Below are 26,821 nucleotides of genomic sequence, written 5' to 3' on the forward strand. Positions count from 1 at the left end.
GCGAACTCGCCGTCCTGGTCGCCGAACACCCGGTCCGGGAGCGGTTGCGCGGTCAGCTGATGCGGTGGCCGGTGTGGTGGACAGCGCCCCCGCGACGGCCACTCCGCCCAAGATGGTGAGAAGCTTGCGGATCACTGGTGGTTCCCCTCGTGTGGTCAGGCATTTTCCTTGCCTGACAACCACTCTCGCGATGCGTCCTAAGTAGTTTCTAACCGCGACCGGTCATCGCCTGAGCGCGTTCGCGGACAAGCTCGCCGAGCAGGCGCAGCGCCGGCGAGGTGGAGTCGCGGCGCCACACCAGGTCCAGGCCGACCGACGGCGGTTCCGCGAAGCGCAGCACGGTGGTGCCGGGCGGGCGGTGCGCGCCCAGGGTCTCGGTGACCACGGTGAACGTCTCGGCGGTCAACTCGTCGAACCGCCGCCAGCCCGGCATGCGCGAGTCCCGGACCACCGTGCCGGGGCGCAGCGCGGACAGGACCGTGGCGCGCCACGACGGCAGGTGCCGAGGTGACAGGAGGACGTGGCTCCCGACCAGGTCGGCAGGCGTCACTGTGTCCGAAGTGGACAGCCGGTGCCGGTCGGCGACCACGACGACCAGGTCTTCGCGGTGCACCGTCAAGCGGTCCAGGTCGGGGTCGTCGGGGATGCTGCGGGACAGGGCCGCGTCGAACCGTCCCGTGCGGAGCCCTTCGGCCAGTTCCGCCGACCACGCCTCGGTGGTCTCCACCCGCAACCCCGGGTAGCGCCGCGACACGGCGTCCACCAGGTTCGGCACGGTCTCGAAGGCCGCGCTGACCACGTGCCCCAGGCGGACCGTGCCGAACTCGCCCCGCCCCGCCGCGCGCGTGAGGTCGGCCAACCGGTCGGCCTCGCCCAGGATGCGCCGGGCCGACGCCACGAACACCCGCCCCGCGTCGGTCAACGCCGTGGGCCGCCGGGTGAACAGGTCGACACCGAGGGTCCGCTCCAGGTGCCCGATCTGCCGGCTCAACGCGGGCTGCGCGACGTGCAGGCGGTCGGCGGCGCGCTGGAAGCCGCCCTCGTCGGCGACGGTCACGACGTAGCGCATGAGCCGCAGGTCCATCGACATGCCCGCAGGATATGTCGCCAGGTCCACGCGGTATTGGAGGTGCCACGGCCGCACGGGTGAGACTTCCGCCCACAGTCCACCAGGGAGGATCCATGCGCAGACGCGCTGTGTTGGCGGCGGTCGCCGCACTCGGGGTTTCGGTGCTCGTGCCGGGCACGGCGGGGGCGACCGCGTTCCCCACCCGGTTCCCGCTGCCCGACGGGTTCATGCCGGAGGGCATCGCGATCGGCCCGTGGCCCACCGCGTACTTCGGCTCGCGCGCCGACGGCTCGATCTTCCAGGTCGACCTGGCCACCGGCCGGGGCCGGGTGCTCGCGGCCGGGCCGGGCACCCCGTCGCTGGGGCTCAAGGTGGACCCGCGCCGGGGCCGGCTGTTCGTCGCCGGCGGCACGGGCGGTGACCTCCGCGTCCTCGACGCCTTCTCCGGCCGCACGATCGCGACCTACCGGCTGTTCGACGGCGAGTCGTTCGTCAACGACCTGGTGATCACCCCGGACGCCGTGTGGGTCACCGACTCCGACGAGCCGACCCTGTACCGCCTGCCGCTCGGCCCGTGCGGCGAACTGCCCGAACCCGCGCAGGTCACCCGCGTGCCGCTGACCGGCGAGATGGAGGACGTCCCGGACGTCGCCAACGCCAACGGCATCGTCACGACCCCGGACGGCAGCGGTCTCGTCATCGGCCAGACCTCGACCGGCAAGCTGTTCCGCGTCGACCACCGGGGGGTCACGAAGGAGATCGACCTGGGCGGTGCCGTCCTGACCCGAAACGACGGCCTGCTCCGCGAGGGCCGCAACCTGTACGTGGTGCAGAACCGGGTCAACCTGTTCACCAAGCTGGAGCTGAGCGCCGACGCGGCGAGCGCCCGGGTGGTGGGCCAGATGACCGACCCGCGGTTCGACGTGCCCGCGACCGTCGCGGCCTGGGGCAACCGGTTCTACCTGGTCAACGGCCGGTTCAGCACCCCGCCGACACCGACCACCAGCTACGACGCCATCGCGATCGACAAGTTCTGACGCTGGGCGGGCGGGTCGGTCGGCGAGGTGGCGGTCACGCACGGCGGTGCCGCCACCTCGCCGACCGGCTCACGCCGACGAGCGCCGCACGATGAGCCTGTGCAGCACGATGAACGCCAGCAGCAGCGCCCCGATCACGATCTTCGTCCACCACGAGTTCAACGTGCCGTCGAAGCTGATGATCGTCTGGATCGTCCCCAGCACCAGCGCGCCCACCACCGACCCGAGCACGTAACCCGAGCCACCGGCCAGCAACGTCCCGCCGATGACGACCGCCGCGATGGCCTCCAGCTCCATGCCCACCGCGTGCAACCCGTACCCCGACGCGGTGTAGAACGAGAACACCAGGCCCGCCAGCGACGAGCAGAACCCGCTCACCACGTACACGCCGACCTTGGTGAACCCGACCTTCAACCCCATCAGCCGCGCCGAGGGCTCGCTGCCGCCCAACGCGTACACGGTCCGGCCGAACCGGGTCAGGTGCAGCACGTACATCGCCGCCAGCAGCACCGCCACCGCGATGAGCACGTTGTTCGTGATGGACACCCCGCCACCGAGCGCGATGCGGTCCATGCCCAGCGCCCGGTAGCCCTTGTCCTTGATGCTGATGGACTCGATGCTGATCACGAAGCACAGCCCGCGCGCCAGGAACATGCCGGCCAGCGTCACGATGAACGGCTGCACGTCGAACTTGTGGATCATCAGACCCATCAGCAGCCCGAGCACCGACCCGGTCAGCAGCACCACCACGATCACCAGCGGCACCGGCCAGCCGGCCTTCACCCCGGCGGCGGCGATCATCGTGGACAGCGCCAGCACCGACCCCACCGACAGGTCGATGCCGCCGGTCAGGATCACGAACGTCATGCCCACGGCGAGCACGATCAGGTGCGCGTTGTCGATGAACAGGTTCGCGAACACCTGACCGGACGCGAAGTTCTCGAACGACACCGACCCCGCGCCGAACGTCAGCACGAACAACGCGAACGTGGCCACCACGGGCAGGTGCCGCGAGGGCACCTTTGAGACAGACAGGGTAGCCATCAGCTCGCCACCTCCTGCGGCTTCAACACTTCCGCGACCGGCCTCTTGGGTCGCCGCCGGAACAACGCCTGCACCTTCGGCGACTGGAACAGGATCACCACGACGACCACGACCGCCTTGAACACCAACGTGATCTCCGGCGCGATGCCCGCCGTGTACACGGTCGTCGTCAGCGTCTGGATCACCAGCGCGCCCAGCAACGTCCCGGTGAGCGAGTACCGCCCGCCCGCCAGCGACGTGCCGCCGATGACCACGGCCAGGATCGCGTCCATCTCGATCCACAGACCGGCGTTGTTGGCGTCCGCCGCGCTCACGTTCGAGCTGATCATCAGCCCGGCCACGCCCGCGCACAGCGCCGCGAACACGTACACCGTCCAGATGATCGTCCGCGACTGCACGCCCGCGAGCCTGCTGGCCTCCGGGTTCACCCCGACCGCCTCGATCAGCAGCCCCAGCGCGGTCTTGCGGGTCGCGACCGCGACCAGCGCCAACACCGCCACGCTGATCAGGATCGCCAGCGGCAGCAGCACGAACCCCGCGCCCACCGACCGGTAGGTCTCGTTGTTCACGGTGATGATCTGGCCGTCGGTCACCAGCATCGCGATGCCGCGCCCGGCCGTCATCAGCACCAGCGTGGCCACGATCGGCTGAATCCTCAGCACCGCGACCAGGAACCCGTTCCACAACCCCAGGACCAGGCACAGCCCCAACGAGATCGCCATGCCCACCAACGCCGTCGACGCGCTGCCCGGGTCACTGGAAGTAGCGATGTACTCGCACGTCACCGCCGCCGCGATGGCCACCACCGCACCCACCGACAGGTCGATGCCCCGGGTCGCGATCACCAGCGTCATGCCCAGCGCGATCAACAGCGTCGGCGCGCCGTTCTTGAGGATGTCGATCACGCTGCCGTACAGGTGCCCGTCCTGCATCCGGATCGAGAAGAACGACGGCGTCACCACGACGTTGAGCACCAGCAGCGCCACGAGCGCGCCCAGGGCCCACCACAGCCGGTTCACGCGGCGGCCCTCCCGCCCGCGATGTGCGCCATGACCTCGTCCACGTCCGTGCCGCGCAGCTCGGCGACCTTGCGCCGGTCCCGCAGCACCACCACGCGGTCGGACACCCGCACGACCTCCTCCAACTCGGCGGAGATGAACACCACCGCCACCCCCTCGGCCGCCAGTTCCGCGACCAGCTTCTGGATCTGCGCCTTGGCGCCCACGTCGATGCCGCGCGTCGGCTCGTCCAGCACCAGCAGCTTCGGCTTGGTCACCAGCCACCGGGCGAGCAGCACCTTCTGCTGGTTGCCGCCGGAGAGGTTGCGGATCGGCGTGTCCGGGGTGGCGGGCCGGATGTCCAGCATCGCCACGTACTTCTCCACCAGCTCGTCCTTGGTGCGCTTGGACAGCGGCCGGGTCCAGCCCCGCGAGGCCTGCAACGCCAGCACCAGGTTGTCCCGCACGCTCAGGTCCGCCACCAGGCCCTCGGCCTTGCGGTCCTCCGAGCAGAACCCGATGCCCGCCGAGATCGCCTGCCGCGGCCCGCGCAGGTGCAGCGGCTTGCCGTCGAACTCCAACGTGCCCGAGTCGGCCTTGTCCGCGCCGAACAGCAGCCGCGCCAGCTCCGTGCGCCCCGACCCGAGCAGCCCGGCGAGCCCGACCACCTCGCCCGCCCGCACCTCCAGGTCGAACGGCTCCACCGCGCCCTTGCGGCCCAACCCGGTGGCGCGCAACAGCACCGCCCGCTCGTCCACCGGGTGCGTCTGCTGCTCCAACTCCTCCAGCACGCTCAGCTCGCGGCCCAGCATCGCGGACACCAGGTCCAGCCGGCTCAGCTCGGCCGTGCGGTACTCGCCGACCAGCCGGCCGTTGCGCAGCACCGTCATCCGGTCGGAGATCTCGTAGACCTGCTCCAGGAAGTGCGAGACGAACAGGATCGCCACGCCCTCGTCGCGCAGCACGCGCATGATCCGGAACAGCTCCGCCACCTCGCCCGCGTCCAGGCTGGACGTCGGCTCGTCCAGGATCAGCACCTGGCACTCCACCGCGACCGCCCGCGCGATCGCCACCAGCTGCTGCACGGCGATCGGGTGGTCGGCCAGCACCGAACCGGGGTCGATGGCCAACCCCATGCGCTCCAACAGCTCCGCGGCCCGGCGCCGGGTCGCGCGGCCGTCGATGCGGCCGAACCGGCGGGGTTCGCGGCCCAGCAGGATGTTCTCCGCGACGGTGAGGTTCCCGCAGAGGTTGACCTCCTGGTAGACGGTGCTGATCCCGGCGTCCTGCGCCTGCCCGGGTCCGTGGAAGGAGACCTCCTCACCGCGCAACCGGATCAGCCCGGTCGGCTTGTGCACGCCGGTGAGGGCCTTGATGAGGGTGGACTTGCCGGCGCCGTTCTCGCCCATCAGGGCGTGCACCTCGCCGGGGAACAGCCGGAAATCGACGCCTTGCAGCGCCTTGACGCCGGGGAACTCCACCGAGATGCCCCGCATGTCGACGACCGGTTCGGTCATGGATCTGCCTTCGTGGGTGCGTCGGAGCGGTCCCCGTCGCGCCCACCGCGACGGGGACCGCTCCGGGGTCAGTACTGCCGGGTCGGCAGCGCGGCCTTGGCCTGCTCCTGGGTGAACGTGGTCTCCTCGGTCACCACCCGCTTGGGCACCTGCTCGCCCGCCACGACCTTCTTCGCCAGCTCCATGAGCTGCTTGCCCAGCAGCGGGCTGCACTCGACGATGTAGTTGATCTCGCCGGCCGCCAGCGCGGTCATGCCGTCCTTCACCGCGTCCACGGTGATGATCCGGATGTCCTTGCCGGGCACCTTGCCCGCCGCCTTGATGGCCTCGATGGCGCCCAGGCCCATGTCGTCGTTGTGCGCGTACACCACGTCGATCTTCGGCACGGACTTCAGGAACGCCTCCATGACCTGCTTGCCGCCGGACCGGGTGAAGTCACCCGTCTGCGACGCGACGACCTTGATGTCGGGCTTCGACGCGATGGTCTCCGCGAAGCCCTTCTTGCGGTCGTTGGCGGGCGCGGAACCGGTCGTGCCCTGCAGCTCCACGACGTTCACCGGGCCGCCGGCGTTCTCCGCCAGCCACTTGCCGGCCTTGCGGCCCTCCTCCACGAAGTCCGACCCGAGGAAGGTCGCGTAGAGCGACTCGTCGTCGGAGTCGATCGCGCGGTCGGTGAGGATCACCGGGATGTTCGCGGCCTTGGCCTCCTCCAGCACCGCGTCCCAGCCGGTCTCCACGACCGGGCTGAACGCGATGACGTCCACCTTCTGCTGGATGAACGACCGGATCGCCTTGATCTGGTTCTCCTGCTTCTGCTGGCCGTCGGAGAACTTCAGGTCGATCCCGGCCGCCTTGGCCTCGTCCTGGATCGACTTGGTGTTCGCCGTGCGCCACCCGCTCTCCGCACCCACCTGGGCGAAGCCCATGGTGATGCCGTCCTTGCTCCCGCCGCTGTTCGTCGACGACGCCCCGCCGTCGCCGGAACCGCACGCGGTCAGCACGCTCAGCAGGACCACGCCTGCGGCTGCCGTGATCTTCTTCAGCACTGGCTTTTCCTCCGAGTTCCACCGCGGTGACCGTGGTCACTTGGTGGACAAGAGTGAGCGTTCACAACTGGTGAGTCAAGGTCTTGGTTACGACGATTTTGCATCGTTGACACTGTCCACTTGGGCGACCTATGTTAGCGCTCACTTTTGTGGCGCAGCGCAAAGCGCCGCCACGCCCCGACGACGACGAGGACGTCGGCATGATCCGATCCCTGGCCGCCGTGCTGACCCTGGCCGGCACCATCCTGACCGCCCCGCACGCCCAAGCCGCCGATGGGCTCGTGGTGCGCTACGCACTGGACGAGACCTCAGGCACCACCATCACCGATACCTCCGGCAACGGCCGCCACGCCGTGGCGAGCGGCGACACCACACCGCTGGGCGCCGAGGGCCGCGCGCTCGGCGGCGTGGACGGGCATGTGAAACTACCGGACCACCTGTTGCGCGGACTCGATTCAGTGACCGTCTCGATACAGGTCCGGATGGCCGCCGACCAGTCCACCCCGTACTTCGTGTGGGGCCTGGGCAACACCGGCCCGACCGGCGTCGGCGACGGCTACCTGTTCACCACCGGCAACGGCTACCGCACCGCCATCGCCACCGGCAACTGGGCCACCGAGCAGTCCGTTTCGGCCGGTCGCGACCTCGCCCGGGGTGTGTGGAAGACCCTGACCTACACCCTGTCCGGCAGCACCGCCGTGCTCTACGAGGACGGCGTCGAGGTCGCCCGCAAGACCGACGTGACCATCCGGCCTTCGGCCATCGGCGGCGGTTCCACCACGGCAAACTACCTCGGCCGCTCGGTCTACACCGCCGACCGCCGCCTGAAGGGCCAGATCCGCGACTTCCGCCTCTACGACCACGCCCTGAGCGCCGGGGAGGTCCGCGAGATCGGCCTGATCACCGACGCGGAACGCGCCCGCCGCGACGCCGCCCTGCTCGACCTGGGCGACACGTCCGCCCTGACCACGAACCTCACGTTGCCGTCCACCGGCCCGTACGGCTCGGCCATCACGTGGACCTCCAGCGATCCGTCCGTCATCACCGGCACGGGCGTCGTCACCCGACCCGCCGCGGGCAGCCCACCGGCCACGGTCGAGCTGACCGCGACGGCCACCAAGGGCGCTGAAACGTCTCAGCGCGTCTTCACCGCGACCGTCCGCCCCGAACTCACCGACGACGAGAAGGTGGCCGAAGCGGACGCCGCGCTCACCCTGCACGACACCGACGGCATCCGGGGCAACATCACCCTGCCCACCACCGGCCTGCACGGCACCACGATCACCTGGGACAGCAACAAGCCCGACGTGATCACCCCGACCGGTGAGGTCACCCGGCCCGCGCACGGCGAGAAGGCGGTCAAGGTCCAGCTCACCGCCACCATCCGGGCCGGCCGCGAGACCACCCGCAAGAAGTTCAAGACCACCGTCCTGCCGCTGCCGGAGAAGCAGCCCTACGAGGGCTACCTGTTCGGCTACTTCACCGGCGAGGGCACGGCCACCGGCGAGCAGATCTACTTCGCCGCCAGCCGGGGCAACGACCCGTTGCGCTTCGACGAACTCAACGCCGGCCGGCCCGTGCTGACCTCGAAGTATGGCGACAAGGGCGTGCGCGACCCGTTCATCGTCCGCTCGCCGGAGGGCGACCGGTTCTTCATGATCGCCACCGACCTGAAGATCCACGGCAACGGCAACTGGGACGCCGTCCAGCGCACCGGCAGCAAGTACGTCGAGGTGTGGGAGTCCACGGACCTGGTGCACTGGTCGGAGCAGCGGCACGTCCGCATCGCGCCGGACACCGCCGGCAACACCTGGGCGCCCGAGGCCTACTACGACCAGAGCATCGGCGCGTACGTGGTTTTCTGGGCCTCCAAGCTGTACGCGGCGGACGACCTGGGCCACACCGGCAACACCTACAACCGGATGCTCTACAGCACGACCCGCGACTTCCGGACGTTCAGCGAGCCGCAGGTGTGGGTCGACCCGGGGTACTCGGTGATCGACTCCACGGTCATCAAGGACGGCGACACCTACTACCGCTTCACCAAGGACGAGCGCAACAACACCTCGTCCACGCCGTGCAGCAAGTTCATCCTCGCCGAGAAGTCGACGGAACTGCGCAGCACCGACTACGACTTCGTCGCCGACTGCATCGGCAAGGCCACCGCCACCAGCCCCGGCATCCGGCAGGGCGAGGGGCCGACGGTGTTCAAGTCCAACACCGAGGACAAGTGGTACCTGTTCATCGACGAGTTCGGCGGGCGCGGTTACGTGCCGTTCGAGACCACCGACCTCGCCTCGGGCAAGTGGACCATGTCCAGCTCGTACGCGCTGCCCAGCCGGCCCCGGCACGGCACCGTCCTGCCCGTCACGCGCGCGGAACTCGACCGCGTCCGCGCGGCCTTCCCCTGACGAACCGCCAGTCGACAGGAGTCCAGCCAACCCATGAGCAAGCAACGCGTGCTCGCCGCCCTGGTGGCCGCGAGCCTGGCCGCCGCCGTGCCCGGCGCGCAGGCCGCCGCCGAGACCGACTACACGGTCACGGTCGACCCCACCGCCCGGGGCGTCGACATCGCCGACACGATGTACGGCGTCTTCTTCGAGGACATCAACCGCGCCGCCGACGGCGGCCTGTACGCCGAACTGGTGCAGAACCGGTCGTTCGAGTACGACCGCGTCGACAACGCCTCCTACAGCGGCCTCACCTCGTGGGCGCCGCTGGCCGGCGGCACGATCGAGGTGGTCGACGACGACCAGCGCCTGCACGAGCGCAACCGCCGTTACCTGAAGCTCGGCCTGCCAGCCGGCGTGATCAACTCCGGCTACAACTCGGGCGTCAACGTCGTCGAGGGCAAGCGCTACGACTTCTCGGTCTGGGCGCGCACCGACCAGCCCTCGACCGCGCTGACCGCGTCGCTCACCGACCCCGCCGGCGGTCCTTTGGCCGACGCGGTGACCGTCCAGGTTCAGGGCGACACCTGGACCAAGTACACCGGCAGCTTCCTGGCGCGGAAGTCCAGCACCGTCGGCCGGCTCGCGGTCCGCGGCGCGGGCACCGGCACGCTGCGGCTGGACATGGTGTCGCTGTTCCCGCGCGACACCTACAAGAACCGGCCCAACGGCCTGCGCGCCGACCTGGCCGAGAAGGTCGCCGCGCTCAAGCCCGGCTTCCTGCGCTTCCCGGGCGGCTGCCTGGTCAACGTCAACAGCCACTACGGCTACGAGGCCCCGAACTGGGAGCGCCGCCGGTCCTACCAGTGGAAGGACACCGTCGGCCCGGTCGAGCAGCGCCCGACCAACGCCAACTTCTGGGGCTACAACCAGTCCTACGGCCTGGGCTACTACGAGTACTTCCAGTTCGCCGAGGACATCGGCGCGATGCCGTTGCCCGTGGTGCCCGCCCTGGTCACCGGCTGCGGCCAGAACCGCGCCACCGACGACCCGGTCCTGTTGCAGCGGCACATCCAGGACACGCTCGACCTGATCGAGTTCGCCAACGGCCCGGCCACCTCGACGTGGGGCAAGCTGCGCGCCGACATGGGCCACCCGGAACCGTTCAAGCTCACCCACCTCGGCGTGGGCAACGAGGAGAACCTGCCCGACCAGTTCTTCGCGAACTTCGTGAAGTTCCGCGACGCCATCAAGGCGAAGTACCCCGACATCACGGTGATCAGCAACTCCGGCCCGGACGACACCGGCGGCACGTTCGACCGCCTGTGGCAGCTCAACAGGCAGGCCGGCGTCGACATGGTCGACGAGCACTACTACAACAGCCCGGACTGGTTCCTCCAGAACAACAACCGGTACGACAGCTACGACCGCAACGGCCCCAAGGTGTTCCTCGGCGAGTACGCCTCGCAGGGCAACAAGCTGTCCAACGCGCTGGCCGAGGCCGCGTACATGACCGGGTTGGAGCGCAACGCCGACGTGGTGAAGCTGGCGTCCTACGCGCCGCTGTTCGCCAACCAGGACTACGTGCAGTGGCAGCCGGACATGATCTGGCTCAACAACCACGCGTCATGGGGCTCGGCGAACTACGAGGTGCAGAAGCTGTTCATGACCAACGTGGGCGACCACGTGGTGCCGAGCACGCAGACCTCCACGCCGTCGGTCGCCGGGCCGATCACGGGCGCGATCGGTCTGTCCACGTGGGCCACCAGCGCGGCCTACGACGACGTCTCGGTCACCTCTTCGTCGGGCGTGCGGCTGTTCTCCGACGACTTCTCCGGCACGGACGCGCAGTGGACCCGGGCGGCCGGGCGCGGCACGTGGGCGGTCTCCGGCGGCCGGTTCGTGCAGTCGGACGCGGCGGCGCAGGACACCCTGGTCACCGCGGGCGACGTGAACTGGCGCGACTACGACCTGAACGTCAAGGCCACCAAGCTGTCCGGCGCGGAGGGCTTCCTGGTCGCGTTCGGCGTCAAGGACACCGGCAACTTCTACTGGTGGAACCTGGGCGGCTGGAACAACACCCAGTCGGCCGTGGAGAAGGCGGTCGGCGGCGGGAAGTCCACGCTGCTGGCCAACGGGACCCGGGTGGAGACGGGTCGCACGTACGACCTGAAGGTCTCGGTGCGCGGGCGGCACGTGGAGCTGTTCCTGGACGGGCAGAAGTGGGGCGAGTTCACCGACGACAAGGTGGCCGAGCCGTTCCGCCAGGTGGTCACGCGCGACCTGGCGACCGGCGAACTGGTGGTGAAGGTCGTCAACGCCCAGGCGTCGCCGGCCCGGGTCAAGCTCGACCTCGGCACCCGGGTGTCGGTGGCCAACACCGCCAAGGTGACCACGGTGCAGGGCGGTCCCGACGACATGAACACCGAGTTCTTCCAGCCGGTCCGCGCGAAGGAGACCACGTTGCGCGGGGTGAAGCCCTCGTTCACGCACACCTTCCCGGCCCACTCGGTGACGTTCATCCGCATCAAGGACAGGAGACTGTCGTGAGCCTCAGCCGTCGATCCCTGCTCCTGACCGGGGGAGTGGTGGCCGCCGCCGGCGCGCTGCCCGCCGGGCAGGCCCTCGCCCAGGACGTCGAAGCCGCCGCGCCGGTCCCGACTTCGCGCAACCCGTTGACTTCGCGCAACCCGTTGGTGGAGAAGCGGGCCGACCCGTTCATCACCCCGCCCACGGACGGCATGTACTACATGACCGGTTCGGTGCCCGAGTACGACCGGATCGTCGTGCGCGGAGCGTCCACGTTGGACGGTCTGGCCACCGCGCGCGAGCGCACGGTGTGGCGGCGGCCCGCGTCCGGCACCATGGGCGGCTACATCTGGGCGCCGGAACTGCACCGCATCGACGGCAAGTGGTACATCTACTTCGCCGCCGGCGACTCCGACCAGCCCTTCCGCATCCGCACCTACGTGCTGGAGTCGCCTTCGGCGGATCCGCGGGAGGCCACGTGGACGCTGCGCGGCCAGATGGTGACCGGCTGGGACTCGTTCACGCTCGACGCGACGACGTTCGTGCACCGGGACAAGCGGTACTTCCTGTGGGCGCAGAGCGAACCGGGCATCGCCACCAACAGCAACCTCTACATCGCCGAGATGGCCTCGCCGCTGGCCCTCAAGTCCGCGCCGGTGCGCATCGCCGTGCCGACGCTGAACTGGGAGGTGCAGGGGTTCAAGGTCAACGAGGGCCCGGCGGTGCTGATCCGCAACGGCCGGGTGTTCGTCACCTTCTCCGCCAGCGCGACCGACGCCCGGTACTGCATGGGCCTGCTGACCGCCGACGAGAACGCGGACCTGCTCGACGCGCGGTCGTGGACCAAGTCCCCGCAGCCGGTCTTCACCACCAACACGGCGACCTCGCAGTACGGGCCGGGACACAACTCGTTCACCCGGGTCGGTGATGTGGACGTGCTCGTCTACCACGCGCGGGACTACCGGGACATCACGGGCGACCCGTTGTTCGACCCCAACCGGCACACCCGCGTGCAGCGGCTGTACTGGAACGCCGACGGGACGCCGAGCTTCGGCGTGCCGGTGGGACGGGGAGAGGTGCCGGTGCGGCTGCACCCGCTGGACGCGCCGCACGCGGTGATCCGGCACTACGAGTACCGGTTGCGCGTGGACGGCGACGTCCGCGAGCTGGCCGACTCGCAGTTCCGGGTGGTCGACGGGTTCCTGGGCGCGGGCACGGTGGCGCTGCAATCGGTCAACTTCCCCGACCGGTACGCGCGGACCGATGGTGGCGACTTGCGCATCGACCCGTACGAGGACACCGACGCCTACGGGCGCGCGGCGAGCTTCGTGCTGGAGGAGGGGCGGTCGGGGCTGTCGTTGCGGCAGGGCGACCTGCACGTGACGCACGACACCGGGCGGCTGGTGATGGCCCGGCTCGGCACGTCCCGGGAAGCGCGGGAACGGGCTACTTTCCGAGTGGGTTGAGGACGCGCGACGCGCGGGGGCACGACCTGCCCCCGCGCGTGCCCGTCGTGGTGGACAATGTGTGGCGGGCACGCGCGTTGGTGGAAAATGGGTGTTATCGCTAACATCCGAAGTGGACGATCATGAGCCGGGATGAGGGTGCGGCAGTGGAGAACAAGACCTCGCGCGACCCCGCGATGACCGATGTGGCGAGACTCGCGGGCGTGTCGCACCAGACCGTCTCGCGGGTGCTCAACGACCACCCGAACGTCCGCGAGCAGACCCGGCTGCGGGTGCGCGCGGCGATCGCGGAACTGGGCTACCGGCCGAACAAGGCCGCGCGGGCGCTGGTGACCGGGCGCTCGCAGCTGATCGGCGTGGTGGCGCAGAACTCGACCCTGTACGGCCCGGCGTCGCTGCTGGCGGCGTTCGAGGAGGCGGCGGCGGGCGCGGGCTTCGCGGTCAGCGTCGGCCGGGTCAAGGAGCTGGACCACGCGTCGATCAACCGGGCCGTCGAGCGGCACCGGGACGAGCGGGTGGCCGGGATCGTGGTGATCGCGCCGACCGCGTCGGCCAACGACGCCCTGGCCGACATCCCCGCCGGCGTGCCCGTGGTGACCATCGACGGCGACCCGGCCCGCCCGACCCCGCTGGTGACGGTGGACCAGCAGGCCGGCGCGTACGCCGCCACCAAGCACCTGCTCGACGTCGGCCACCGGACGGTCTGGCACGTGTCCGGCCCGCCGAACTGGTTCGACAGCTCGGGTCGCGTCGAGGGCTGGCGCAAGGCCCTGGAGGACGCGGGCGCCGAGGTGCCGCCGCTGGTGCCGGCGGACTGGAGTGCCCGGGCCGGGTACCAGGCGGGGCAGATGCTGGCGCGGATGCCCGAGGTGACGGCGGTGTTCGCGGCCAACGACCACCTGGCGCTGGGCATCCTGCGGGCGATGCACGAGCGCGGGCGGCGGGTGCCGGAGGACGTCAGCGTGGTCGGGTTCGACGACGTCCCGGAGGCGGAGTTCTTCATCCCGCCGCTGACCACCGTGCGGCAGGACTTCGCCGCGGTGGCCCGCGAGGCGCTGGACCTCCTGCTGGCCCAGGTGGCGGCGGACGGCGGGGCCGGCGACACCCGGCGCACCATAGCTCCGGCCCTGATCAGCCGCGGCAGCGTCGCACCCCCGAGCTGACCCCGCGCCCCGGCGGACCCGCACCCAGCGACCCCGGCACCCTCAGCGACCCCGCGCCCCGCGCAGCGAGCCCCGCACTGGTTGGGGGCGCGGCGCAGCGGGCGGCGCGGTGTGGCGCGGGCGGCCTGACCGGCGTGGCGTGGGCGGCGCGTGGCGTGGGCGGGGCGGTGCGGCGTCGGGCGGTGCGGCGAGCCCTGCCCGAGCCCTCGGGCGGCGGCTGCCCTCGTCCCGCCTGCCCCTGATACCGCCTGCACCGGCCCGGGCTGTCGCCGCCGGCCCGGGACCGCTAGCCTCGCCCTACCGGCGCGTGCCCGCCAGCCCGCTCCCCACCGGTGTCGGCACCTCACTCCGCCCGCTCTCGCTGAGTGCGTTAACAACTTCGGTCGGTGCTGTTTCCAGCCCGAGACCGACTGCCTCTTGACGTCTCAATTGTTAGCGATAACACTCCTCACATCGCTTCTGATGAAGGGCCATCCCCGATGACCAACGACCCACTCGTGGTGGGCGTCGACTTCGGCACCCTGTCCGGCCGCGCCGTCGTGGTGCGGGTCCGGGACGGGGCCGAGCTCGGCAGCGCGGTGCACGACTACGCGCACGGCGTGCTCGACCGCGCCCTGCCCTCCGGCCGCGCGTTGCCGCCCGACTGGGCGCTCCAGGTCCCCTCCGACTACGTGGACGTCCTGCGCCACGCCGTCCCCGCCGCGCTGAAGGCAGCGGGCGCGGACCCGGCGGACGTGATCGGCATCGGCACCGACTTCACCGCGTGCACGATGGTCCCGACCACCTCGGACGGCACGCCGCTCAACGAGCTGCCGGAGTTCGCGGACCACCCGCACGCCTACGTCAAGCTGTGGAAGCACCACGCCGCCCAGCCGCAGGCCGACCGGATCAACCACCTCGCCGAGCTGCGCGGCGAGCCCTGGCTGCCCCGCTACGGCGGCCTGATCTCCTCGGAGTGGGAGTTCGCCAAGGGCCTCCAGGTGCTGGAGGAGGCGCCCGAGGTCTACGCGGCGATGGCGCACTGGGTGGAGGCCGCGGACTGGATCGTCTGGCAGCTCACCGGCACCTACGTGCGCAACGAGTGCACCGCCGGCTACAAGGGCATCCGCCAGGACGGCGCCTACCCGTCGCCGGAGTTCCTCAAGGCGCTGAACCCCGACTTCGAGCGGTTCGTGGCCGACAAGCTCGACCACCCGCTGGGCGCGCTCGGCGACCGGGCCGGCTCGCTGACCGCGCAGGCGGCGGAGTGGACCGGCCTGCGCGAGGGCATCGCGGTGGCCGTCGGCAACGTGGACGCCCACGTCACCGCGCCCGCGGCGAAGGCCGTCGAGCCGGGGGTGATGGTCGCGATCATGGGCACCTCGACCTGCCACGTGATGAACGGCGCCGAGCTGCGGGACGTCCCGGGCATGTGCGGTGTCGTGGACGGCGGCATCGTGCCGGGCCTGTGGGGTTACGAGGCCGGGCAGAGCGGTGTCGGCGACATCTTCGGCTGGTTCGTCGACCACGGCGTCCCGCCGGAATACCACGAGCGGGCCCGGGAGCGCGGCATCAGCGTGCACGAGCTGCTCACCGAGCTGGCGGCCGGGCAGGAGATCGGCGAGCACGGCCTGATCGCGCTGGACTGGCACAGCGGCAACCGGTCGGTGCTGGTGGACCACGAGCTGTCCGGCGTGGTCGTCGGCCAGACGCTGGCCACCCGCGCCGAGGACACCTACCGGGCGCTGCTGGAGGCCACCGCCTACGGCACCCGCATGATCATCGACGCGTTCACCGACGCGGGCGTGCCGGTGACCGAGCTGGTCATCGCGGGCGGCCTGGTCAAGAACGCCCTCCTGATGCAGATCTACGCCGACGTCACCAACCTGCCGCTCTCGGTCATCGACTCCGAGCAGGGTCCCGCCCTGGGCTCGGCGATGCACGCGGCCGTCGCGGCGGGCGCGTTCCCGGACATCGTCGACGCGGCGGCGGCCATGGGCAAGGTGCGCCGCGCGGTGCACGAGCCGATCCCGGCCAACGTCGAGGCCTACGAACGGCTGTTCGTCGAGTACCAGGAGCTGCACGACTACTTCGGGCGGGGCGTGAACGAGGTCATGCACCGGCTCAAGGTCATGCGCCGCGACGCCGTGGAGCGGAAGGCGGCAGAGGGGGAGGCGGCCCGATGAAGGTCCTCGACGCGCTGCGCCACGGCGTCGCCGAGCTGCACCGCGAGCTGACCCGGTACGAGCTGGTCATCTGGACGGCGGGCAACGTGTCCGCGCGGGTGCCCGGCGAGGACCTGATGGTGATCAAGCCGTCCGGCGTGTCCTACGACGAGCTGTCGCCGGAGACGATGGTGGTCACCGACCTGCACGGCAACCTCGTGCACGGCGACCTCGCGCCGTCCTCGGACACCGCCGCGCACGCCTACGTGTACCGGCACATGCCCGAGGTCGGGGGAGTGGTGCACACGCACTCGACCTACGCGACGGCGTGGGCCGCGCGCGGCGAGCCGATCCCGTGCGTGCTCACCATGATCGCGGACGAGTTCGGCGGGGACATCCCGGTGGGGCCGTTCGCGCTCATCGGCGACGACTCGATCGGGCGCGGGATCGTGGAGACGCTGCGGGAGAGCCGTTCCCCGGCCGTGCTGATGCGCAACCACGGCCCGTTCACGGTCGGCAAGGACGCCCGCGCGGCGGTGAAGGCGGCCGTGATGCTGGAGGACGTGGCGCGGACCGTGCACATCGCACAGCAGCTGGGCAAGCCCGACCCGATCGACCCCGCGCACGTCGACCGCCTTTACGCGCGCTACCAGAACGTCTACGGGCAGTGAGTCCCGGGATGATGAGCCCAGCACAAGGAGTGCCCATGTCGTCCGCCGCGAAGCCCCAGGTCTGGTTCCTCACCGGCAGCCAGCACCTCTACGGCCCGGAGACGCTCGACCAGGTCGCGGGGCAGTCGCAGCAGATCCAGCGGATGCTCGGCTCGTCCGGCCGCATCAGCGCGGAGCTGGTGTGGAAGCCCGTGCTCACCGACACGGCCGCCATCCGCAAGGTCATGCTGGAGGCCAACGCCGACCCGGCGTGCGTCGGCGTCATCGCGTGGATGCACACGTTCTCGCCGGCCAAGATGTGGATCACCGGCCTGGACGCGTTGCAGAAGCCGTTGCTGCACCTGCACACCCAGCACAACGAGTCCCTGCCGTGGTCGACCATCGACATGGACTTCATGAACCTCAACCAGGCCGCGCACGGCGACCGCGAGTTCGGCTACGTGCAGACCCGGATCGGGGTGGCGCGCAAGACCGTCGTGGGCCACGCCAGCGACCCGGTGCTGGCCGACCGCATCGACGGGTGGGCGCGCGCCGCCACCGGCTACACGCACCTGCGGTCGCTGCGGCTGGCCCGGTTCGGCGACAACATGCGCGACGTGGCCGTGACCGAGGGCGACAAGGTCGAGGCGGAGCTGCGGTTCGGCGTGTCGGTGAACACCTACGGCGTCAACGACCTGGTGGCGCTGGTCGACGAGGTGTCCGACGAGTCGATCGACCTGCTGGTGTCGGAGTACGCCGACACCTACCGGCTGGCCCCGGAGCTGGCGCGCGGCGGCGAGCGGCACGAGTCGCTGCGCTACGCGGCCCGCATCGAGGCCGGGTTGCGCAAGTTCCTGACCGAGGGCGGGTTCGGGGCGTTCACCACGAACTTCGAGGACCTCGGCGGGCTGCGGCAGCTGCCCGGTCTGGCCGTGCAGCGGCTGATGGGCGACGGCTACGGCTTCGGCGGCGAGGGCGACTGGAAGACCTCCGCGCTGCTGGCGACGGTGAAGGCGATGGGTGCGGGCACCGGGCGCGGCACGTCGTTCATGGAGGACTACACCTACCACTTCGGCCCGGGCGAGCCGAAGGTGCTGGGCGCGCACATGCTGGAGGTGTGCCCGAGCATCGCGGCCGACCGGCCGTCGTGCGAGATCCACCCGCTGGGCATCGGCGGCCGGGAGGACCCGGTCCGACTCGTGTTCGACGCCGCGCCCGGACCCGGCGTGGTGATCGGCCTGGCCGACCTCGGCGACCGGTTCCGGTTGGTGGCCAACGAGGTGGAGGTCGTCGCGCCGGACGAGCCGCTGCCCAACCTGCCCGTGGCGCGCGCGGTCTGGAAGCCCGCGCCGTCGCTGTCGACCTCCGCCGAGGCCTGGCTGACCGCCGGCGGACCGCACCACACGGTGCTCACCCAGGCCGTCGGCGCCGAGGCGCTGCGCGACCTGGCGACCATGACCGGCACCGAACTGGCCCTGGTCGACGCCGCCACCACCGCGGAGTCGTTCACCGACCGGCTGCGCTGGAACGCGGCCTACCACCGGCTCGCGCAGGGCCTGCGCTAGTCCCTTACAACCGCCGCAAGGAGCAACAATGAGGTTGACGAAGATCGCGGTCCTGGCCGCCGCAGCGGTGCTGGCCACCGCTTGCGGGTCGGCGGAGAAGACCGTCGACCAGCAGGGCCAGTCCGCCGAGGGCGCGCTCGTGGGCGTCACCATGCCCACGAAGTCCTCGGAGCGTTGGATCCACGACGGGGAGAACATCAAGAAGTCGTTGGAGGCCAAGGGCTACAAGGTCGACCTCCAGTACGCGGAGAACGACATCCCGACCCAGGTCAACCAGCTGGAGAACCAGATCACCAAGGGCGCGCGGCTGCTGGTGATCGCCTCGATCGACGGCACCGCGATCACCACCCAGCTGGAGCAGGCCAAGGCGGCGAACATCCCGGTCATCGCCTACGACCGGCTGATCCGCAACAGCCCGAACGTGGACTACTACGCGACCTTCGACAACTTCAAGGTCGGCGTGGAGCAGGCCAACTCGCTGCTGACCGGCCTGAAGCTGCGCAACCCCGACGGCAGCGCGGGCACCGCGACCGGCCCGTTCGACATCGAGCTGTTCGCGGGTTCGCCGGACGACAACAACGCCACGTTCTTCTTCAACGGCGCGATGTCGGTGCTCCAGCCGTACATCGACAAGGGCACGCTGAACGTCAAGAGCGGCCAGAAGGACTTCAAGACCGTCGCGATCCTGCGGTGGGACCCGGCCACGGCGCAGAAGCGCATGGAGGACATCCTCACCACCACCTACCGCGGTGGGAAGGTGCACGGCGTGCTGTCGCCCTACGACGGCCTGTCGATCGGCATCCTGTCGGCGCTGAAGTCCAACGGCTACGGCACCGCGGACCAGCCGTACCCGGTGGTGACCGGCCAGGACGCCGAGGTCGCGTCGGTGAAGTCCATCATCGCGGGTGAGCAGTACTCGACCATCTTCAAGGACACCCGTGAGCTGGCGAAGGTCACCGTGGACATGGCGGACGCCGTGCTCAAGGGGAACAAGCCGCAGGTCAACAACGAGAAGGACTACGACAACGGCAACAAGGTCGTGCCGTCCTACCTGCTGCAGCCGGTCTCGGTGGACAAGACCAACTACCAGAAGGTCCTGGTCGACTCGGGCTACTACACCGCCGACCAGTTGAAGTGATGGCTTTGTCCGACGACATCCTGGTGATGCGCGGCATCACCAAGAGGTTCGGTGCGGTCACCGCGCTGCACGACGTCACGTTCGCCGTGCGGCGCGGTGAGATCCACGCGGTCTGCGGCGAGAACGGCGCGGGCAAGTCCACGCTGATGAAGGTGCTGTCCGGCGTGCACCCGCACGGGTCCTACGAGGGCGGCATCTTCTTCGACGGCGAGGAGTGCCGGTTCTCGTCCGTGCGCGACAGCGAGCGGCGCGGCGTGGTGATCATCCACCAGGAACTGGCGCTGTGCGCCCAGTTGTCCATCGCGGAGAACCTGTTCCTGGGCAACGAGCAGGCCACCCGCGGGTTCATCGACTGGAACCGCACCAACCACGCGGCGGCCGAGCTGCTGGCGCGGGTGGGCCTGCGGGAGAACCCCACCACGCCCATCGCCGACCTCGGCGTGGGCAAGCAGCAGCTCGTGGAGATCGCCAAGGCGCTGTCCAAGGAGGTGTCGCTGCTCATCCTGGACGAGCCCACGGCCGCGTTGAACGACGACGACTCGGCGCACCTGCTGGACCTGCTGCGCGAGCTGCGCGACCAGGGGATCACGTGCGTGATCATCTCCCACAAGCTCAACGAGGTCATGGACATCGCCGACCGGATCACGGTCATCCGCGACGGCCGGACCGTGGGGACGATGGACGTCGCCGACGCCACCGAGGACCGGATCATCTCCGGCATGGTCGGTCGCGACCTGGAGCACCGCTTCCCGCCGCGCACGCCGCACATCGGGGACGAGGTGCTGCGGATCGAGGACTGGACGGTGCACAGCCCCGTGCAGCCGGACCGGGTCGTGGTCTCCGGCGCGTCGCTGACGTTGCGGCGCGGGGAGATCGTGGGCCTGGCCGGGTTGATGGGCGCGGGTCGGACCGAGTTGGCGATGAGCGTGTTCGGCCGGTCCTACGGGGTGCGGATCTCGGGGCGGATCGTCAAGGACGGTCGGGAGATCGTGCTGAAGACCGTGCGCGATGCGATTCGGCACGGGATCGCGTACGTCAGCGAGGACCGCAAGCGGTACGGGTTGAACCTGATCGAGGACATCAAGCGCAACATCTCGGCGGCGGCCCTGCCGCGGCTGGCCTCGCGGGGCTGGGTGCGGGAGGGCGAGGAGTTCGCGGTCGCCGAGAAGTACCGGCGGTCGCTGGGCATCAAGGCGCCGGACGTGCTGACCCCGACGTCCGCCCTGAGCGGCGGCAACCAGCAGAAGGTCGTGCTGGCCAAGTGGATGCAGACCGACCCGGACGTGCTGATCCTCGACGAGCCCACCCGCGGCGTCGACGTCGGCGCCAAGTACGAGATCTACACGATCGTCAACGAACTCGCCGAGCGCGGCAAGGCGGTCCTGGTGATCTCGTCCGAACTGCCCGAGCTGCTCGGCCTGTGCGACCGCGTGTACGCGCTGTCGGCGGGCCGCGTCACCGGTGAGGTGAGCCGGGAAGAGGCGACCCAGGAGCGCCTCATGCAGCACATGACCAAGGGAATGAACCGATGAGTGTCAAGACCGCCGCCCCGGCGCCGGCCCAGGCGCCGGCCGCACCGCGCCGGTTCCGCTTCAACCTCCGGCAGAGCGGCATCTACGTGGCGTTCGCGCTGATCGTGGTGCTGTTCACGGTGATCACCGACGGTGCCTTGTTGGAGCCGCAGAACATCTCCAACATCATCGTCCAGAACTCGTACATCCTGATCCTGGCCGTCGGCATGATCCTGGTGATCATCGCCGGGCACATCGACCTGTCGGCGGGGTCGGTGGTCGCGGTGACGGGTGCGCTGTGCGCGGTGCTGACCGTGCAGTCCGGGTTGCCGTGGTTCGTGGCGGTCCTGATCACGCTGGCCGCGGGCGCGTTGATCGGCGCTTGGCAGGGGTACTGGGTCGCGTACTTCGGGATACCCGCGTTCATCGTGACGCTGGCGGGGATGCTGGTGTTCCGGGCGCTGACGTTGAGCGTGCTGGGCAACCAGGGCATCGGGCCGTTCCCGCAGGAGATCCGGACGCTGTCGAACGGGTTCGTGTCGGGGTACTTCGGCAACGTCGGCCTGGGGCCGCTGGGTGGCGCGGACCTGTTGTCGCTGCTGGTCGGGCTGGGTGTGGTCGCGGGTGTGGTGGTGACCCAGTGGAAGGCGCGGGCGGGGCGGATCGGGTACGGGCAGGCCGTGGACCCGATGTGGGTGTTCGTGCTCAAGGTGGCCGGCGCCGGCCTGGTCGTGATGGCCGTCGTGGTGCAGCTGGCCCGGTTCCGCAACCTGCCTTGGGTGTTGGTGCTGCTGGCGGTGCTGGTGCTCGGGTACTCCCTGGTCGCGAACCGGACGGTGTTCGGCCGGCGGATCTACGCGGTGGGCGGCAACCTCCAAGCGGCGACCTTGTCGGGCGTGAACGTCAAGTCGGTCACGTTCTGGATCTTCGTCAACATGGGCGTGCTGGGCGCTCTGGCCGGTGTGGTCTTCGCGGGTCGGCTGAACCAGGCCGGTCCCACGGCGGGCTTCAACTTCGAGCTGGACGCGATCGCGGCGGCGTTCATCGGCGGCGCGGCGGTGCAGGGCGGCGTGGGCAAGGTCGTCGGTGCCATCACCGGTGGCTTGATCATGGCTGTGATCAACAACGGCATGTCGCTGATCGGCGCCCAGAGCGAGAAGGTCATGCTGGTCAAGGGCTTGGTGCTGCTCGCTGCCGTCGCTTATGACGTCTGGACCAAGCGCCGCAGCCGCTGATCACAAGGTCAGTCGCGCCAGACCCGGACGCGGCTGCCCTGGTTGAGGCCCCGGTAGTGGTCGGTGTGGAGCTTGGCGGCGAGTTCGCCCCGGCTGGTGACCCCGGTCTTGGCGAACACCGCCTTCACGTGATCGCGGACCGTGTGCTGGGAGAGGTGGAGGGCGCGGGCCGTCTGGGCACTGCTCAGGCCCCGCGCCACCAGGCCCGTGATCTCCTGCGCCCGTTCGGTCAGGCCGTAGGCCGCGGTCAGCAGGGCAGCGATGTCCGCGGGCTTCGCGGGCTCGACGACCACGGCGGTCTGGTCGGGTTCCCGGACTGGTCGCGCGGGCAGGAGGCGTGGCAGACCAGCCAGCGGCCGGTGCGGTCCTGCGCTCGGACCCGGGTGTGGTCGTCGGTCTGGGCCCGGGCCGCCGTGCTGTGGATCCACGCGGGCACGCGCAGGCCAAAGCGGCTGGTCGAGGACGGGCTCTCCGGCATCGCTGCCAGCAATTCCCGGGCCTCGTCGTTGATGGACAACAGCCCACCGGCGAGGTCGAACAGCAACAGCCCCGGCCCGCCCGCGATTGTCGTACCCCCGTGAGACGATGGAAGCGGGGGCCGGAGGCCGGCGAACGTCCGCAAATGCTTGCCCAATGGGGCGAGCGCGTCAGCGGCGGTGGCGATCTCACGTTTGGTGAACGGCCGCCGGCCGCGTTCGCGGAACAGGCTCACCTGGCCCCACCACTGGCCATCGGCCCGCAGAACCGCCCGCAGCTCGTCGTCCACCCCGCGTGGGCTTACGAAACGGCGGTACGTGGCGCTGTGCTCGGGCGTGTCCGGAGTGCCGTCTCTTAGTGCGGCCACGGGTACCGGGGCGCGGGCCAGGTCGCGGAAGAGGTTGACCTTCTCCTCCAGCGGACCGCGCGGACTACCCGGACGTGACCATGGGCGTGCAGACGTCGTCGTCAACGCGGTGAACCCGCAGTCCCGTGCGGTGCCGGCGGTCGCCGAGCCGCTGGTGGGGTCGTTGCTGGCCGGCGGATTGGCGGCGTTGCCCGACCGGGGCGGGCTGGAGGTGCGGTCGTCGAGCCTGCTCGGCCCGGGGTCGGTGACGGCGGACACGTCGTTCGTGGTGCCGAGCATCCCGACGCTGGCGGCGGGCGCGGTGGAGGTGGTGCGACGGCTGCCCGGCTAACGGTGGTAACACGATGGTGTTATCGCTGGTTGCGGTATCGCCGCTACCGTGCTTTCATTATCGGTGACAACACCGAGAGGGGAGCACGAGATGAACACGCGCGTCGCCATCGTCACCGGAGGGTCCCGCGGCATCGGGCGGGCGGCCGCCGAGCGCCTGGCCTCGGACGGCCTCGCCGTCGTCATCGCCTACGCGGGCAACGACGCGGAGGCGGCGGCCGCAGTCGAGGCGATCGAGGCCAAGGGCGGGGCCGCGCTCGCGGTCAAGGCCGACGTCGCCGATGAAAACGCGGTCGCCGACCTGTTCGACCGGGCGGAGGCGGAGTTCGGCGGGGTGGACGTCGTGGTGAACGCGGCCGGGATCATGGTCCTGGGCACGATCGCCGACTTCGACCTCGACGCGCTGGACCGGATGCACCGGGTCAACGTCCGCGGCACGTTCGTGGTCGCCCAGCAGGCCGCGCGGCGGGTCAGGCGGGGCGGCGCGATCGTGAACTTCTCGACATCGGTCACCAAGCTCGCGCTGCCGACGTACGCGCCCTACGCGGCGACCAAGGGCGCGGTGGACGCGGTGAGCCTGATCCTGGCCAAGGAGTTGCGCGGCCGGGACATCACGGTGAACGCCGTGGCGCCCGGCCCCACCGCCACCGCGCTGTTCCTCGACGGGAAGGACGTGGCGACAGTGGACCGGATGTCCAAGATGAACCCGATGGAGCGCCTGGGCACACCGGACGACATCGCGGAGGTCGTGTCCTTCCTCGCCGGCCCGGCCCGCTGGATCAACGGCCAGACCTTGTACGCCAACGGAGGTGCGGCATGAGGCACACGTGCGGCGCGCTGCCGGGCTTGACGCCGGTCCGGTTCGGACCCGAGCGCTCGCGCCCGGCTGGCTTCGGCACTGGGCGGTTGCGGCCGGCGAGCTTCGGGTCTGCGCGGTCCCGGCCGGTGGAGCCCCAACTCCGCCTGCCACAACGACATCCGCCCCAGCAGGTGCCGGCGACGCTCGGCACCTCCGAGTCAGCGGCGGTCGGCCTCCGCCCGGTCGAGGAGGCGCGCGCAGCGGATGAGGCCGATGTGGCTGTAGGCCTGGGGGTGGTTGCCCAGGGACCGCTCGGTCACCGGGTCGTACTCCTCGGCCAGCAGCCCGGTCGGCCCGGCGCAGTCCACCAGCTGCGCGAACAACTCCTCCGCCTGGTCCCGTTGTCCCGTCAGCAGGTACGCCTCCACCAGCCACGCGGCACACAGGTGGAAGCCGCCCTCGTCGCCGGGCAGCCCGTCGTCCCGCCGGTACCGGTACACCGTGACGCCCGACCGCAACCCGGCCTCGATGGCCTCGACGGTCGAGGTGAACCGCTCGTCGGTGACCAGACCGCTGAGTCCGACGTGCAGGGACGCGGCATCGAGGTCCGTGCCGTCGTAGGCGGTGGTGAAGGCGCGGACGTCCTCGTTCCAGCCGCGCTTGAGCACGTCCGCGGCGATGAGGTCGCGCAGGATCAGCCACTCCGGGTCCAGCGGGCGGCCGAAGCGTTCGGCGATGCGGATCGCGCGGTCGGTGGTGAGCCAGCACATCACGCGGGAGTAGACCCGGTGGCGGGGTGCGTGGCGCTCCTCCCAGATGCCGTGGTCGGCCTCCTGCCACCGCTGCGCCACCGCCGACACCATGGCGGTGACCAGGTCCCAGTCGCGGTCGTCGAGGCGTCCGCGCGCGGTCGCCAGGTCCAGCACCAGGTCCACCACCGGGCCGAACACGTCGAGCTGGACCTGCTGACCCGCGAGGTTGCCGACGCGGACCGGGCGGGAACCGGCGTAGCCGGGCAGGGTGTCGATCACGGCCTCCGGGCCGAGCTGGGCGCCGTGCACGGTGTAGAGGGGGTGGAGGCGTTCCGGGCCGGGGAGCGTGGCGAGGACGCCGTGCAACCAGTCCACGAAGGACTCCGCCTCCTCGGTGGAACCCAGCGCCACCAACGCCTGCACGGTCAACGCCCCGTCGCGCAGCCAGCAGTACCGGTAGTCCCAGTTGCGCACGCCGCCGATCTCCTCGGGCAGCGATGTCGTCGCGGCGGCCAGCACCGCGCCGGTCCCGCGGTGGCACAGGGCTCTCAGCGTCATGGCGGACCGGGCCACCAGGTCCCGTTCCGTCGCCGGGAGGTCGAGGGAGTTCAGCCAGTCGCTCCACTCCGGGACGTCGACCGACTTCGGCGCGAGGTCGTCGGTGCCACAACGGAGTTCGAGCACGGCGGGCGGGTGGACGGTGGCCCGCGCGGTGTCGCCGTCGATGTCCCAGTCCACGCCGGGGGAGCGCAGGACCATCGGTTCCGACGTGCCTTCGACGCGCAGGCCGTCGCGGGTCTTGGTGAGCGTCACCGGGACCTGGCCGAACTCCGGGCGGGGCGCGAACTCCACGTGTGCCTCGGCGGTGCCGGTGATGCGGCGGACCAGGTCCGTGCGGTGCGTTGGGGTGTCCTCGGCGAGGTGGTCGGTGACGGTCAGGCCCGCCCAGCGGGTTTCCACGGCCATCGTGCCGGGCAGGTAGCGCTGGCCCAGCGGGAGGCGGCCGTGCGCGGGGCGCACGCTGAAGTGCCCGGCCTCCGGACCGCCGAGGAGGTCGGCGAAGAGGGCGGGGGAGTCCGGTTCCGGCGCGCACATCCACGTGACCCGGGCGTCCGGCGTGACCAGGGCGAGCGCCCGCCGGTTCGACAACAGGCTGTGCCGCTCGATCGGCACCGGCCGCGCGCCGAACAACCAGTGCCGGCGCTCCTCCAACAGCAACGCCAACTGCGGAGCCGCGTCCCGGTCGGCGAGGTGCAGGACGCCGGACGCCTGCGCCCGCACCGGGTCCAGCGTCGGATGGGTGTACTCGCCGACCAACTCGACCTCGGCCGGCAAACGCGACAACACCGCCAGGTCCGCCAACGGCCGGTGCGACACGACCACGACCGCGGTCTCCGGCAACTCCGCCAACGCCCGCACCGCCGTCACCCCTTCCCGGCCGGGCCGGGCGGGGTCGTCCGGCGCGAGGGCGCGGTCGTAGTCGCAGACGACCACCAGGCGCTCGGCACGGGCCAGGTCGAGCAGACGGCGGCGCGACTCGGTCGAGAGCACTACGGACCTCCTCCGGCGGAACTTGCCGGAACCGTAGGCGGCT

21 protein-coding genes are annotated in these 26,821 nt (G+C 70.5%); 13 read left to right on the top strand and 8 right to left on the bottom strand.

Annotation, left to right across the window (positions count from 1 at the left end):
- Nucleotides 1-208 precede the first annotated feature (208 nt).
- Nucleotides 209-1,090, bottom strand: a complete 882-nt coding sequence (locus tag RIN75_RS35390; RefSeq protein ID WP_309116450.1) for a LysR substrate-binding domain-containing protein — start codon at nucleotides 1,088-1,090, stop codon at nucleotides 209-211.
- Between the two features lie 92 nt (nucleotides 1,091-1,182).
- Here RIN75_RS35390 and RIN75_RS35395 point away from each other — a divergent pair, with 92 nt between their 5' ends.
- Nucleotides 1,183-2,106, top strand: coding sequence for a superoxide dismutase (locus tag RIN75_RS35395; RefSeq protein ID WP_309116451.1), 924 nt, complete (start codon nucleotides 1,183-1,185; stop codon nucleotides 2,104-2,106).
- A gap of 69 nt (nucleotides 2,107-2,175) precedes the next feature.
- On the opposite strand, the gene yjfF is transcribed toward RIN75_RS35395, so the two are convergent.
- The 4 genes from yjfF to RIN75_RS35415 form a co-directional block, all read right to left on the bottom strand.
- Entirely contained in the window at nucleotides 2,176-3,150 is a 975-nt protein-coding gene (gene yjfF / locus RIN75_RS35400; RefSeq protein WP_309116452.1) for a galactofuranose ABC transporter, permease protein YjfF, read from the bottom strand.
- Nucleotides 3,150-4,169, bottom strand: coding sequence for an ABC transporter permease (locus RIN75_RS35405; RefSeq protein ID WP_309116453.1), 1,020 nt, complete (start codon nucleotides 4,167-4,169; stop codon nucleotides 3,150-3,152). The genes yjfF and RIN75_RS35405 overlap by 1 nt, the downstream gene beginning before the upstream one ends.
- The gene (locus tag RIN75_RS35410) at nucleotides 4,166-5,665 is read right to left on the bottom strand and encodes a sugar ABC transporter ATP-binding protein (protein WP_309116454.1); all 1,500 of its coding nucleotides are present in this window, start codon (nucleotides 5,663-5,665) and stop codon (nucleotides 4,166-4,168) included. Before RIN75_RS35410 ends, RIN75_RS35405 begins: the two co-directional genes overlap by 4 nt.
- Nucleotides 5,666-5,733: 68 nt before the next feature.
- On the bottom strand, nucleotides 5,734-6,711 hold the full coding sequence (locus RIN75_RS35415; RefSeq protein WP_309116455.1) for an ABC transporter substrate-binding protein: 978 nt from the start codon (nucleotides 6,709-6,711) through the stop codon (nucleotides 5,734-5,736).
- Nucleotides 6,712-6,911: 200 nt separating this feature from the next.
- Between RIN75_RS35415 and RIN75_RS35420 the strand changes: the two genes are divergently transcribed.
- From RIN75_RS35420 to mmsB, 10 genes are all read left to right on the top strand, one after another.
- Nucleotides 6,912-9,122, top strand: a complete 2,211-nt coding sequence (locus RIN75_RS35420) for an immunoglobulin-like domain-containing protein (RefSeq protein ID WP_309116456.1) — start codon at nucleotides 6,912-6,914, stop codon at nucleotides 9,120-9,122.
- A 33-nt stretch (nucleotides 9,123-9,155) separates the two neighbouring features.
- On the top strand, nucleotides 9,156-11,651 hold the full coding sequence (locus tag RIN75_RS35425) for an alpha-L-arabinofuranosidase C-terminal domain-containing protein (RefSeq protein WP_309116457.1): 2,496 nt from the start codon (nucleotides 9,156-9,158) through the stop codon (nucleotides 11,649-11,651).
- Nucleotides 11,648-13,096, top strand: a complete 1,449-nt coding sequence (locus RIN75_RS35430; RefSeq protein WP_309116458.1) for a family 43 glycosylhydrolase — start codon at nucleotides 11,648-11,650, stop codon at nucleotides 13,094-13,096. The genes RIN75_RS35425 and RIN75_RS35430 overlap by 4 nt, the downstream gene beginning before the upstream one ends.
- 122 nt (nucleotides 13,097-13,218) lie before the next feature.
- The gene (locus tag RIN75_RS35435) at nucleotides 13,219-14,259 is read left to right on the top strand and encodes a LacI family DNA-binding transcriptional regulator (protein ID WP_309116459.1); all 1,041 of its coding nucleotides are present in this window, start codon (nucleotides 13,219-13,221) and stop codon (nucleotides 14,257-14,259) included.
- Nucleotides 14,260-14,738: 479 nt separating this feature from the next.
- Nucleotides 14,739-16,424, top strand: coding sequence for a ribulokinase (gene araB, locus RIN75_RS35440; RefSeq protein WP_309116460.1), 1,686 nt, complete (start codon nucleotides 14,739-14,741; stop codon nucleotides 16,422-16,424).
- Complete coding sequence (locus RIN75_RS35445; RefSeq protein ID WP_309116461.1) at nucleotides 16,421-17,074, top strand: L-ribulose-5-phosphate 4-epimerase; 654 nt, start codon at nucleotides 16,421-16,423, stop codon at nucleotides 17,072-17,074. The genes araB and RIN75_RS35445 overlap by 4 nt, the downstream gene beginning before the upstream one ends.
- Nucleotides 17,075-17,109: 35 nt before the next feature.
- A complete protein-coding gene (gene araA, locus RIN75_RS35450; protein ID WP_309116462.1) occupies nucleotides 17,110-18,618 on the top strand; it encodes an L-arabinose isomerase in 1,509 nt (502 codons plus the stop codon).
- Between the two features lie 28 nt (nucleotides 18,619-18,646).
- Complete coding sequence (gene chvE, locus RIN75_RS35455; protein ID WP_309116463.1) at nucleotides 18,647-19,756, top strand: multiple monosaccharide ABC transporter substrate-binding protein; 1,110 nt, start codon at nucleotides 18,647-18,649, stop codon at nucleotides 19,754-19,756.
- Nucleotides 19,756-21,288, top strand: coding sequence for a multiple monosaccharide ABC transporter ATP-binding protein (gene mmsA / locus RIN75_RS35460; RefSeq protein WP_375296065.1), 1,533 nt, complete (start codon nucleotides 19,756-19,758; stop codon nucleotides 21,286-21,288). The genes chvE and mmsA overlap by 1 nt, the downstream gene beginning before the upstream one ends.
- Complete coding sequence (gene mmsB, locus RIN75_RS35465) at nucleotides 21,285-22,502, top strand: multiple monosaccharide ABC transporter permease (protein ID WP_309116464.1); 1,218 nt, start codon at nucleotides 21,285-21,287, stop codon at nucleotides 22,500-22,502. The genes mmsA and mmsB overlap by 4 nt, the downstream gene beginning before the upstream one ends.
- Before the next feature lie 8 nt (nucleotides 22,503-22,510).
- On the opposite strand, the gene RIN75_RS35470 is transcribed toward mmsB, so the two are convergent.
- Nucleotides 22,511-22,795: a helix-turn-helix transcriptional regulator gene (locus RIN75_RS35470; protein ID WP_309116465.1), complete on the bottom strand. Its 285-nt coding sequence runs from the start codon at nucleotides 22,793-22,795 to the stop codon at nucleotides 22,511-22,513.
- Entirely contained in the window at nucleotides 22,750-23,268 is a 519-nt protein-coding gene (locus RIN75_RS35475) for a hypothetical protein (RefSeq protein WP_309116466.1), read from the bottom strand. The genes RIN75_RS35470 and RIN75_RS35475 overlap by 46 nt, the downstream gene beginning before the upstream one ends.
- Before the next feature lie 187 nt (nucleotides 23,269-23,455).
- Between RIN75_RS35475 and RIN75_RS35480 the strand changes: the two genes are divergently transcribed.
- Together RIN75_RS35480 and RIN75_RS35485 are read left to right on the top strand one after the other, a co-directional pair.
- Nucleotides 23,456-23,677: a hypothetical protein gene (locus RIN75_RS35480; protein WP_309116467.1), complete on the top strand. Its 222-nt coding sequence runs from the start codon at nucleotides 23,456-23,458 to the stop codon at nucleotides 23,675-23,677.
- 90 nt (nucleotides 23,678-23,767) lie between these two features.
- Nucleotides 23,768-24,496, top strand: a complete 729-nt coding sequence (locus RIN75_RS35485; RefSeq protein WP_309116468.1) for an SDR family oxidoreductase — start codon at nucleotides 23,768-23,770, stop codon at nucleotides 24,494-24,496.
- A gap of 197 nt (nucleotides 24,497-24,693) precedes the next feature.
- Here the strand turns inward: RIN75_RS35485 and RIN75_RS35490 are convergent, their stop codons facing one another.
- Nucleotides 24,694-26,778: a trehalase-like domain-containing protein gene (locus RIN75_RS35490; RefSeq protein ID WP_309116469.1), complete on the bottom strand. Its 2,085-nt coding sequence runs from the start codon at nucleotides 26,776-26,778 to the stop codon at nucleotides 24,694-24,696.
- Nucleotides 26,779-26,821: the final 43 nt, after the last annotated feature.

This window comes from Saccharothrix sp., assembly GCF_031180885.1.
GTDB lineage: Bacteria > Actinomycetota > Actinomycetes > Mycobacteriales > Pseudonocardiaceae > Actinosynnema.